The following is a 12,334-nucleotide window of genomic DNA, read 5'->3' as shown; positions in this document are numbered from 1 at the left end:
CAAACTCAAAGTCGTCTGAACCAAATTAAATAGATTTATTAAAAGGAGATTATTATGAAATTTAACCTTAAAGGTTTACTGACTATCGCAGCAGCGGCATCAGCGCTAGTACTAGCAGGTTGTGGTGATAAAGAAGTGGATACTTCTAAAATCAAAGTTGGCGTAATGGCGGGTGCTGAAGCACAAGTTGCAGAAGTTGCGGCTAAAGTAGCAAAAGAGCAGTACGGCCTAGATGTTGAACTAGTAACTTTCACAGATTACGTAACACCAAACGCAGCACTGGATGACGGCTCTATCGACATCAACGCATTCCAACACGCACCGTACCTAGATCAGCAAGTGGCTGACCGTGGTTACAAGCTAACTATTGCTGGCAACACGTTTGTTTACCCAATTGCGGGTTACTCTAAAGAAGTTAAATCTGTAGACGAAATCCAAGACGGTGCGCGTATTGCAGTACCAAACGATCCAACAAACCTAGGTCGTTCTCTGCTTCTACTTGAGCAACAAGGTCTTCTTGAGCTTCGTGAAGGTGCAGGTCTTCTAGCAACCGTTCGTGACATCGTGAAGAACCCTAAGAACCTAACAATTGTTGAACTAGACGCAGCACAACTGCCACGTTCTCTTGATGATGTAGCACTGTCTATCATCAACACAACTTACGCGAGCTCTATCAACTTGACTCCGCAAAAAGATGGTATCTTCGTTGAAGACAAAGATTCTCCATACGTAAACCTAATCGTTTCTCGTGAAGAAAACCTAAACGCTGAAAACGTACAGAACTTCGTTAAAGCTTACCAAACTGAAGAAGTGTACAACGCAGCTTCTGATATCTTCCAAGGTGGCGTAGTTAAAGGTTGGTAATCAACTAAACGACAGCAATCTATAGATACCCGAAGGGGCTGACATAACGTCAGCCCCTTTTTTATTGAGGATGGTGACCTAAAAAGCGGGCTTTACTAGGTTTAAGAAAAACGAAGTCGATTACTTCAGGTGATCCCAAGAGATGTTTGACACCAAGCGGCAGTCATCACACTTGAAATAGAAAATATCGTGAATAGGCGAATCAAGCAGCCATTCACCACCGCACTGAGGGCATTTACGCTCTTTTTCAGCTTTCAGGCTGATCCCACCGACACGATATAAGTAGTAATAAGTTGGAATCTTAGTCAGAAACTCAATTCGCCCTCTCAAGCCCCAGCCGCGTTTAAACAATACGCTTTTGGTATCGCTAATCTCGGTCAGCGTTGCATGTTCAGCACGGCAACCCCCGCCCATTTGTACTTCATCACAGGCTTGCCATTCAGTCTGCCATTTCAACACGGCCTTGTGGTCCCCATTGAAAGTCGGAGGATTGCGATATAAAGGGATCGGCAGCAAGCTATCGCCACTACGCAGCGGCGAACAGGTATGCACGAATGTCGTGTATAACACCTGCCAACTTGGCGTTTCATCTTCTGCCACTTCTTCTGAGTTCAGATCTCGACCAAGCAGACGCATCTTAGGCGCTAATAAACTCGCAGCTGATAAGCGTTCAAAACAGACCTTTACGAAATCTGAATGATTACGTGGGTGTAAGCTGTCTTGCTCTGGGCACACAACGCGAACATAGAATTCGCCGTCGCCCATCACGATTGGAAACTCACGGCCTAGCACTTGTCCGTTATAACGAAGTGCATCCATCAAACCATTAACTGCCTTATCGACAGCGCTGACCGTTGTGTTATCAAAACACTCAAATTGAAGTTCTAGTACGTACATCTATTTATACCGCTGGTTGTAACTTTTCTAAAAATTCTGCCAATGTCTCGGCTAGTACATCACGATTTTTGGTACCTAAGCGCTCTAGGATCACGTTACCCGTCAGATTACAGATCGAGATAACATCCAATTCAGCATCGGTAGCTGCAATAAACACTGTCGGTTTTAGCTTCAAACGACGCTGAGTCACTAAGTGACCTAAAATGTTTTCTTGCAGGCATTCGAAGTCTTCATCACTCCAAATCTGTAACAAAGTCAGTTCATTGCCGTCAAAAGTCGCGTTCATGTCTGCGCTAAATTGTGCGCCATAGAAAGTCTTGATGTCTTCATGCAGCGTCAACTCGATGCCCGTTTCAACATTGGTGAAATCCGCGAATTGCTCACGTGGATAGTGTTTCCACAACACGGCGTCGCTGCTCTTTTCTTCTACGCATGGCGATATGATGTCCACCAACTCCTCGTTACGAGGTAAGCTTTGGTGTTGCTGCTGCCACGCGTCAACGTATCGCTGACTAAAAGAAAGTAGTGCGTCTTGAGCACGTTGAGTCATGAAAATCTCCTAAACACAAAATAATAAATAGAATCCGAGCCCTTTAAGCATCGATTAAGCGATGACTTAATGACAGGGTAATAGGGATTCAGTAAAATCGACCCCATTCTAATCGAATTTGAAACGAAAGTATGAGCAAATATTCTGACGCAAAAGAGCTAGCGGGTTTAACCCTAGGCCAAAAAACTGAGTACTCTAACCAATACGATGCAAGTTTATTGCAGCCAGTACCTCGTAGCCTGAATCGTGATGACCTTGCGCTAAACGGTGACCTGCCTTTTGTTGGCCATGATATTTGGACGATGTACGAGCTTTCGTGGCTAAACACCAACGGCCTACCACAAGTCGCTGTGGGTGAAGTATTCATCCCTGCAACCAGTCCAAATTTAATTGAATCAAAATCTTTCAAGCTGTATTTAAACAGCTACAACCAGACTCAATTTGAAAATTGGGACCAAGTCACTGAGCGCCTAACCCAAGATTTGTCGGCATGTGCGGGCGAAACAGTAATTGTGAATGTAAACTCAGTAACGGATTACACCAACCAGCCTATCGTAACGATGGAAGGCGACTGTATCGACAACCAAGACATCCAAATCACTAGTTACGACTTTGAAGCGTCACTGCTTGAAGGGGCTGCTGGCGAGCAAGATGTTGAAGAAACACTGCACAGCCATCTGTTGAAGTCGAACTGCTTGATCACTAATCAGCCAGACTGGGGCAGCGTTGAGATCGCATATTCAGGTAAGCAAATTGACCGTGAAGCTCTGCTACGCTATTTAGTTTCTTTCCGTGAGCACAATGAATTCCACGAACAATGTGTTGAACGTATCTTCACTGATATCATGAAATACTGTGGCCCATCGAAGCTAACCGTGTTCGCACGTTACACGCGTCGTGGTGGTCTGGATATCAACCCATACCGTTCAACCGAGCAAGATAGACCAAGCCACAATAAGCGTATGGCTCGCCAATAATCAGGCGTGAACCACCCACACTTATTTGAACCTACCAAATCTTTAAAGGGACATTGAAATGCGTTGGTTATACGTTGTTAGTCTATTTATTTTAAGCTTAAGCACATCGGTTAATGCGTCGGTTTATTCATCGGCGCTACTCAATGAAGCCAATAACTTGGTTGAGATTGAGCCGAGCCAAGCAAAAAAAATGGCCAACAGCTACCTAACGCTTCGTGTCCTTTCTGATCAACGAGAAAAAAGCCCTTCAGCGATTTCTCGCGAAGAGACTGACTCTTCAATTAGAACACCAAATAGCAGTATCGATGCCTATAAGATCTTAGCTAAAGCTGAATACAATCTTGGCAACATTCGTATTGCGATTAAAAACATCGACAAAGCCTCTGAGCTAGCAAAAACCTATAAGCTTAATTACTTAAAACTGGACCTTCAGATCCTAAAAGTTCGCTTACTTTGGCTTAGTGACAGAAAGTCGGCCACAGCAACAGCAGAACTGACAAGTATCGAAGCAAACCTAGAATCGGTGAATAAAACCTTACGTTTAACTGAAGGCATTACCTATCGTTTGATCATGCTGAAAGCTGATATCGCCTCTTATGAAAATAAGGTCGACGAAGCCGAGAAGTTCTATCAAGAAGCGAAGACCTACCTCGATCAGCGTTACTCAGAAAAAGTGACTATCGACTACCACATCGCGGTCGGTGAATTTTATCTGACTCATAAAGAATACAACCACGCACTATCTGAGTTGTTGTATGGCTACTGGAAATCAGTAGAGGGTAATCTGAGTTCACGCTTAGCCAAAGTCAACCGCCTGCTTGCACAGCTTTTCTTTGAACGCCAAGTGTTAGACAAGGCATTAGAACACCTATCTCAAGCTGCTGATTTTTATGATAACTTTGAAAACTCCCCCATATTAGCTCAAGTACTTAAAAAGATGGGTGATGTGTACTTCTTGCAAGGTAAATATAACCTTGCTCTTGTGCATTTTTTCAACGTCCTTGACCACGAGAGTACCGACAGAGATATCCACCAAGTCATCGATATTCGTCTAAGTCTATCGGCAACTTACTTACGCCTCTATAACTACCCTCTAGCTGAGCAGTACTTAACCCGTGCCCTTGAACTACTAGAGTACACCGACATTCCAAAACTGGAAGGTCGTGCTGCGCTATTATCAGCAGGATTGGCTTACCACCTGCAAGAGAGCGAAGATGTGATCAAACATGCGACACGTGCACTTGAGCTCTCACGTCAGGTAGAAAATATGCACCTGTCGCAACGCTCATACTATTTACTTTCTTTGGGTTATGAACAAGCAGGTCGTCCACAGCAAGCGTTGGCAAACCTCAAGCAATACAACAGCCTTGTTTCTTTAGAGCAGCAGAAACTCAACCGTGTTGGGGAAGACGCATTCCGCCAACAAAAGGAGTTTGCCGAACAAACCTTGCACTATGCCGGCCAAGAACAAGAGCTAGAGAAATACAAACTAGAACATCGTAAGTTCCAAAAGATTTCGTTTGCCCTATTCTTGTTCAGCATTGTCTTATTCTTCTTTGTACTGCGCCGAGGCTACCTCATTCAAACCTTAGCCAAAGAGGTCGATTCACTGCGTACTGACCTCTTTACGCATTCGCGTTCTAAGCTTCCTAATCTAAGAATGCTGAATGCGAAACTCTCAAATTCATTGGAACAAACTAGCCAAACCTTTGAGCAGTGGCAGCTTGGTGAATTGATTCATGAACCGCTCAACGACCGTTTACGCTTCGTGATGATTGACTTACCTTTCCTACGTAACATGTACACGCAAAACGGTTACAAAGCGGGTCTAGAACTCGAAGATGCTTTTGGCGATTTCCTCAAATCTAAGCTTGAAGGCCCAGCTCGTGTCTACCATTTCTCGGATGCGAATCTGCTTTATATCGAACCTAACGCTGACCGTGATTTATCACCTGAGGCCCTGTTCAGAAAGATTCAATCTTGGATTAATACCTTCGAACCAGAGCGGAGCATCAACCGAACAGTCCGTATGGGCATAGCTGACTATCCGTTCTTGCCACGCGCTTATACTGCAATTAACGACCAAGAACTGCTCGATGTATTATTGATGTCAACTAACCTCGCGCGTGAGATCAGTCTCAAAGAACGCAGCAGCCAATGGGTATACTTAAAAGCTATCGATAATGCGCCCGCAGCTAGCCTTGCAACGGGTAACATAAGAGAAGCGTGTAAACATGCGATTAATCAAGGGTTAATAAAAATACAATCATCGTACCAGAATGAGGACAACATCAAAAAAATGCTAAAAGATGACTGATTTGCGAGCGGTTAATAGCAGCAAGCCGTGACCTTATTTTTAGTTTTGTTATTATCGGTGTAACGGAATTTCATCAAAATGATCGATCTCGGTCTACGCGGCGCTAATTAATACATCTATGGGCATTCTTGAAAAAGACATTCAGGCGCAACTCCACCAGCTGAAAATTCAGTTGGAGCAGGTTCGTTTGACGCAAAGAGACACCTCGTTCAAATTTATTAGAGAACAAAAAGTTCTAAAGCGTATCGTCACATCTTTAAGTGATGCATGTGTTGGCAGTAACAGCCATTTAGATGAAAACCTCATAGCCCTTCGGGAAGAGCTAGAAAAGCAAAAAGACATTAGCTCGATGATCCCAAAGCTGGCAGTATTAGAAAGGATGCTTAAGCAGAAGACGTTGGCTATGGATAAACAGAACGGATATCTGGACGATAGCATTAAGCACAGTGGGGAAACGCTGCAACGCATAACAGGCCTTCCAGCGCAGCTTAAACGCGACCTACGAAACTTACTTAGCTTCTCCGAATGCAATGGCAGTCAGAAAGTCGACCATGCCATGAAACTTCTCGGTATTTATGAGCGTGCCATTAAGATTATGGTGAATAACTCACGCTCTCATTTTGCCGATGCTACGCATTCTCCAGAACAAGAACTCCTTTCTGACCTATCAAACGAATTACAACATCTGATCACTGAACTCGATTTCGAGGGCGAATCGGGTGATTTACTTACCGATATTCGAGCGAAACTGCTACTTGGTGTTTCCACACAAAACCTGCTTGAGCTGACACTTCAAATCCTCAAACTGGTTATCGAAGGTACCAATCTAGAGCGTAAGAAGTCTGAACAATTTATCGATCAGCTAAACTCCTCGCTGGCTTCCAGTATTAAAACGGCAGACCAAAATGCCGATCAGAGCCAAAGTTACTTTGAGCACCGTCAAGGCCTTAACTCTGAGTTGAATGAGCTTGTCACTAAGAGCCAGAATTCTGTAGAGAAAGCGAAAGATATTGATAGTTTAAAGCGAACAATTAATCCGCTACTCACTGAAATAGCCTCTCTTTCAGAAAGACTGAATCACGCAGAGCAGAAAGAAAAAGCTCTAATAGAGAGGATGAGTTACGGAAAGACTCAGTTAGATTCACTCTATGAAGTCACCCAAGATTACCGCAAGCGCTTAGAAGATCAGGCTCAGCGCATGCTGCTTGATCCGCTGACTAAGGTTTACAATCGCACCGCCTTTACTGATCGCTTAGAGCTTGAGTATCGCCGTTGGATTCGAGCACAACACTCATTACGCGTGGTACTACTCGACATCGACAACTTCAAAGCCATTAACGACAGCTTTGGTTATACTGCTGGCGATAAGGCACTTAAAATCATCGCTAGAACGATTACTAAAGAAGCAGGCACAACCGATACCGTGGCTCGCTTTTCTGGTGAAGAGTTTGTCTTGCTGTTGCCAGAACAAACCGATGAATATTGCCACCAGGTGATTCAAAACATCCAAGCTCAAGTAAGCCGCCTACCCTTTAAGTTCCGTGACCAACAAATCACGATTACCTTGTGTGCGGCAAGTACTCAGTTTAAAGAGTCTGATACGCCTGAAGAAGTATTAGAGAGACTTAATAAGACGCTAAACAAAGCAAAGCAACGCGGTACCAACCAACTTGTTTGGAACTAAGTCAGCCTTAGATTTAATTTATTTCATTTTTTCAAATACTTATCACATACCATTTCCCTCAATGTTTGCTAAGCTAATGATTAACATTCGCTTAACAAGCATTCTTGGCAAGCAATGCTGTATATACGCTCTTAATTTATTTTATATTAGCTCTTAAACATCTATACATCTGCTATTAATCACCCATGTATATACTGTTAAGCACCTGCATATAGACTGTTAAACAAGATTATATAATCCATTAAGCAACGCTGTCGTAACCGTTTCGTCTGGTTAACTCTCTCCCCTTTAACCAAACACTTTCAACGTTTGCTTCTCACTCTCGAGCCAGAGGGTCACTTCAACGTCCCCCTGCTCTTTTCAACAAGGAGGCACTATGATCACTCATATCAGCCCTGCCGGTAGCATGGATTTACTCTCTCAACTTGAAGTTGAGCGTCTTAAGAAAACCGCGTCTAGTGATCTGTACCAACTGTATCGCAACTGTACATTAGCGGTACTCAACTCTGGTAGCCACACCGACAACTCGAAAGAGTTACTCGACAAATATCAATCGTTTGATGTTGAAGTCGTGCGACGTGAGCGTGGTATCAAGCTCGAACTAAGCAACCCACCAGAGCATGCCTTTGTCGATGGTGAAATCATCAAAGGTATCCAAGAGCACCTATTCTCAGTGTTGCGTGACATTGTTTACGTCAACATGCATCTTGCAGACAACCAAAGACTCAACCTAACTAATGCCACTCATATTACCAACCTCGTATTTGGTATTTTGAGAAATGCAGGTGCACTCACACCGGGCATCGAACCTAACCTGATCGTGTGTTGGGGTGGTCACTCAATTAATGCTACTGAATACCAATACACTCGTGAAGTAGGTAATGAACTTGGCCTACGTGAACTCAACATCTGTACTGGTTGTGGGCCGGGTGCTATGGAAGGGCCAATGAAAGGCGCGGCGATTGGTCACGCGAAGCAGCGCTATACTGATCATCGTTACTTGGGGCTTACCGAACCTTCAATCATTGCGGCTGAGCCACCAAACCCGATTGTGAACGAACTGGTGATCATGCCAGATATCGAGAAGCGTCTTGAGGCATTCGTTCGTATGGCACATGGCATCATTATTTTCCCTGGGGGCCCCGGTACGGCTGAAGAGTTGCTGTATATTTTAGGGATCATGATGCACCCAAATAACGTCGACCAACCCATGCCGATTGTATTAACGGGTTCAAAAGAGAGTGAAGCTTACTTCCGCTCTATCGATAAATTCATCGGGGAAACCCTTGGGGAAGAGGCTCAGAAACACTACGAAATCGTGATTGATGATCCAGCACGCGCTGCGAAAATCATGAAACAAGCGATGCCAGATGTACGCTCTCACCGTAAAGAGACCGGCGATGCATACAGCTATAACTGGTCACTGCATATTGAGCCTGAGTTCCAACTACCCTTCGATCCGACACATGAGTCTATGGCGGCACTTGATCTTCATATGGACCAGAAAACAGAAAGCCTTGCGGCTAATTTACGTAAAGCGTTTTCTGGCATTGTGGCGGGGAACGTCAAAGCCGAAGGTATTCTAGAGATAGAGAAACACGGCCCATTCTTGATTGATGGCGACAAAGAGCTGATGACCAAAATGGATCAGCTGCTGAATGACTTTGTTGAACAACATCGAATGAAACTGCCGGGTGGCACTGACTACGTTCCTTGCTATAAAATTATGCCTAGCACTTAATAGCGACAAGTAACTGATAACAGGTCACAAGCATAAAGCTAAACAAGTCATGACGTTTACGTCACCAACGTTTCAACTCACCAAGTGATACGTTACTATAAGGGGCTAGCAGCCCCTTATTTATTGCCTATTTAGTGGAAACTTATGTCTATCCATCTTGTTATTATCGATGCCTTGAACCTAATCCGACGCGTTCACTCTGTTCAGCCGGACCCAACCGATATTGCAAGAACCATCACCACTACTGCTCGTACTCTTAATCGCATCCTAAAAGAATCAAAGCCAACTCATATCATTGCTGTATTTGATCACCATTTACAAGATCGAGGCTGGCGCGCTGAAGTCCTTCCGGCCTACAAGCAAAACCGCAAACCGATGCCTGAACCATTAATGAAAGGGCTTGATGCTATCCAACAAGCTTGGTGGGAGCTGGGTATTGATTCATTGCTTTCAGACGGCGATGAGGCGGATGATCTAGTCGCAACACTCGCGAAGAAAGTCGCTGACCACGGCGAAAAGGTCACCATCATCTCGACGGATAAGGGCTATTGCCAACTGTTGTCACCAACGCTACAGATCCGTGATTATTTCCAGCACCGTTGGTTAGATAAACCCTTTATCGAAGCGGAATTTGGCGTAAAACCTGAACAGCTCGCGGATTACTGGGGGTTAACGGGCGTCAGCTCAAGCCAAGTGCCGGGGATTCCTGGAGTTGGACCAAAAGCTGCCAAAGAGATATTAACAACGTATCCAGATATAGAAGCGGCATTCTTAGCTGAAGACCTGCCGAAAAAATATCGAAAAAAATTCGATGAGCATATTGAATCGGCACGTGTGTGTAAGCAAGTCTCTGCACTCAAAACCGATATTGATCTTGGATTCAACCTGCAAGATATTCGTTACGAAACGAACGCTTAACGTCGCGTTTATTTGGAATGGCCATTATTAGTCCCCAATGTGTAAACACATTTCAGGACGGGACAGACACAGAAACAAAAAAGCCTTAGTGAAGAATGAACTAAGGCTTTTCGTTATTTATGACTGTATCGCGTAATCTAATTCAGTTTGCAAATTAGAAGTTATATGCGATAGAAGCTTTGAAGTTACGACCCGCTTCGTAGCTGGTGTACTTATCTGAGCCCCAAGAGATACCGAAACCAGTATGCTCTGCGTACTTCTTATCAAGTAGGTTATCAACACCAAGATTCACCTCTAGATCTTTAGCAAACGTAGGTGTGTAAGCTGCCCAGATGTTATGAGTTGCGAAACCTGCGCGTTTAATTTCATCACCATCTTCGTCCGTGTAATCATTACCCGGAACAAAGCGTGAATCCCAACCAAACACAAATTCACTGTTTAGACTGTAGTTGAAGCCCGCCTTAAAGTTATGAATCCCGGTTTTACTCATGTGGCTAGTTTTGCCATTTTCTAGGTCTTTCTGATCGCCATCTGAGTACGAGTGGTTAGCGTAAACACTTAACGCATCTAGTTCATAGCTCAATACGGTTTCTACACCCCACACTTCAACATCATACTGGTTTGCTAATGTTGAGTTGTTCTTAGTTGGGTGCATTTGGTTATCAAGGTTGTAGGTGTAAGCTGTAAAACCTAAGATAGCGTAATCCGCTGCAAGTAAACGTGTCAGCTCATAATCAAAGCCCGCTTCGTAGTTGTTACCCGTCATCGCCTTAGTATCAGACTGATCAACATCAGGTGCTGCTTTCATCGTTAATGCTTCAGGTAATGACGCACCTTTAAATAGGCGGCCGTATCCTATACGAAGCTTTAGGTTATCCGTAGTTTGGTATTCACCCTTGAACTTTGGAGACAGCTGATCAAAATCACCCGTATAAACACCGCCCAGCTTGTGAACATCGTAACGCAAACCACTCGTTAAGCGGAAATCGCTGAACTCGTACATGTCTTGCACGTAAAGACCGTAAGCCGTCACCGTACCACCATCCATGCCGTACTTCTTGGATTCACCTTGTTTAGAACCGCTTTGGTATACCCCATCGCCAGCATCAATCCATTGCTCAGCTTTGTAACCATCAAGGCCGTACGTTAACTCATGCTGACCTACCCAAGAGATGTTACGGATATCACCGCCGATGGTCGTCACGTTGTATTCACGATCTGGAATAGCAATCTTGCCGTCTTTAATCCATTTGTCGTTCGCGTCTTTATCCCAAGCGTCATCAACAAGTGCATCACGTTCCATGTACTGACGGTTGTAGTAAACATTGGTTTTCAAGTGTACCAAATCACTGCCCGCGTCATACTCATGTTGCAGAGTTACAGTATCGCGGTTTAGTGAATGGTAGTTATGCTCATCATCAGCATACAGCGCACCGGCCTTCTCACCAGAAAGCTGGCGCTTACCGCCATCGTTGTAACGGTTGAAAGTCAGTTTAAATTCGTTGGCATCGTTCGGGATGAAAACAACCTTAGCCAAACCAGATTTAAGCTCGCCCTGCTTCGACGTTACCGCTTCTTGATCTGGAATATGCAGGTCACCATCTTCCGAGTAATTTGCAATACCCATGAATTGCAGTTTGTCGTTCACTTTTGCATACACAGCGACGTTGGTTGCGAAGCGCTCATAAGCCGTTTGGTAGCTTGTTTTTACTCGAGCACCAACACTTTCACCCGGCTTAAGAAGATCGCTCGGATCTTTGGTTTCGTAGCTAAATGAACCATTAATCGCACCAGAACCCGAAAGTGCTGAGTTACCGCCAAGTTCAATTTCAGCACGCTTAAGCATCGCAGGATCAATCGCCTGATCGCCCGAGTGGTGGAATAGCTGACCTTCTTGACGAGCACCATCAATTGTCACAACAGCAAATTTGTCTTCCATACCACGTACATAAACTTTACGTGAGTAGCGTGCGTTTCCATCGACAGTCACACTAGGCATGGTGTTCAGAACATCTTTGATGTCTGACGCTTGTTTCTTTTCAAGGGTGTCAGAATTGATTTCAGTCTGAACAAGTTGATCTAGAGCGGAACCGATAACAACTACGGTTTCTTGTTCGTCGGCAGCAAGCGCTGTAAATGAAGTTAAGGCAACCGTAACGGCCACTGATAATGCTTTAAGTTTCATATTGTGTTTTTATAGTTTATAGAATTAAGTAAGGAATCGTGAATATTACACACTTTGAATGATAATTCTTATCATTTACATTCTTTACTTACATTCACTTACTTTTAATAAAATTACTTTTGGCTAAGATGTTCTTGTTGTAAAACTTACTTAGTTTTGCCGCTGAATTATTAAATAAACCCTTCTTCGTATCATCCTTGA

Annotated in this window: 9 protein-coding genes; 6 read left to right on the top strand and 3 right to left on the bottom strand. The window is 44.1% G+C overall.

The annotated features are described in order from the left end of the window. The first annotated feature begins 54 nt into the window (after positions 1-54). Positions 55-864, top strand: coding sequence for a MetQ/NlpA family lipoprotein (locus BCU75_RS23175; RefSeq protein ID WP_102475216.1), 810 nt, complete (start codon positions 55-57; stop codon positions 862-864). Positions 865-984: 120 nt separating this feature from the next. On the opposite strand, the gene BCU75_RS23170 is transcribed toward BCU75_RS23175, so the two are convergent. Both BCU75_RS23170 and syd read right to left on the bottom strand, forming a co-directional pair. Further along, positions 985-1,761, bottom strand: a complete 777-nt coding sequence (locus tag BCU75_RS23170; RefSeq protein ID WP_102466218.1) for a Zn-ribbon-containing protein — start codon at positions 1,759-1,761, stop codon at positions 985-987. Positions 1,762-1,765: 4 nt separating this feature from the next. Next, positions 1,766-2,311, bottom strand: a complete 546-nt coding sequence (gene syd / locus BCU75_RS23165; protein ID WP_102475215.1) for a SecY-interacting protein — start codon at positions 2,309-2,311, stop codon at positions 1,766-1,768. Between the two features lie 131 nt (positions 2,312-2,442). Between syd and queF the strand changes: the two genes are divergently transcribed. The 5 genes from queF to xni all read left to right on the top strand — a co-directional run bounded on the left by queF (position 2,443) and on the right by xni (position 9,948). Then, positions 2,443-3,288 (top strand): NADPH-dependent 7-cyano-7-deazaguanine reductase QueF, encoded by an 846-nt coding sequence (gene queF / locus BCU75_RS23160; RefSeq protein WP_102475214.1) that lies wholly within the window; start codon positions 2,443-2,445, stop codon positions 3,286-3,288. 58 nt (positions 3,289-3,346) lie between these two features. Further along, entirely contained in the window at positions 3,347-5,605 is a 2,259-nt protein-coding gene (locus tag BCU75_RS23155) for a tetratricopeptide repeat protein (RefSeq protein WP_102475213.1), read from the top strand. Between the two features lie 118 nt (positions 5,606-5,723). Next, positions 5,724-7,289, top strand: a complete 1,566-nt coding sequence (locus BCU75_RS23150; RefSeq protein WP_102475212.1) for a GGDEF domain-containing protein — start codon at positions 5,724-5,726, stop codon at positions 7,287-7,289. 376 nt (positions 7,290-7,665) lie between these two features. Then, positions 7,666-9,030: a nucleotide 5'-monophosphate nucleosidase PpnN gene (gene ppnN, locus BCU75_RS23145; protein WP_102475211.1), complete on the top strand. Its 1,365-nt coding sequence runs from the start codon at positions 7,666-7,668 to the stop codon at positions 9,028-9,030. 144 nt (positions 9,031-9,174) lie between these two features. Then, the gene (xni, locus tag BCU75_RS23140; RefSeq protein WP_076675626.1) at positions 9,175-9,948 is read left to right on the top strand and encodes a flap endonuclease Xni; all 774 of its coding nucleotides are present in this window, start codon (positions 9,175-9,177) and stop codon (positions 9,946-9,948) included. 154 nt (positions 9,949-10,102) lie between these two features. On the opposite strand, the gene BCU75_RS23135 is transcribed toward xni, so the two are convergent. Then, positions 10,103-12,133, bottom strand: a complete 2,031-nt coding sequence (locus BCU75_RS23135) for a TonB-dependent receptor plug domain-containing protein (protein ID WP_076675629.1) — start codon at positions 12,131-12,133, stop codon at positions 10,103-10,105. Positions 12,134-12,334 lie beyond the last annotated feature (201 nt).

The sequence above is a fragment of the Vibrio splendidus genome (genome assembly GCF_002873455.1).
Classification (GTDB): Bacteria; Pseudomonadota; Gammaproteobacteria; order Enterobacterales; family Vibrionaceae; genus Vibrio; species Vibrio splendidus_J.
Note: the sequence above shows the minus strand (reverse complement) of the source record. Positions and strands in the feature narration are given on the sequence as shown.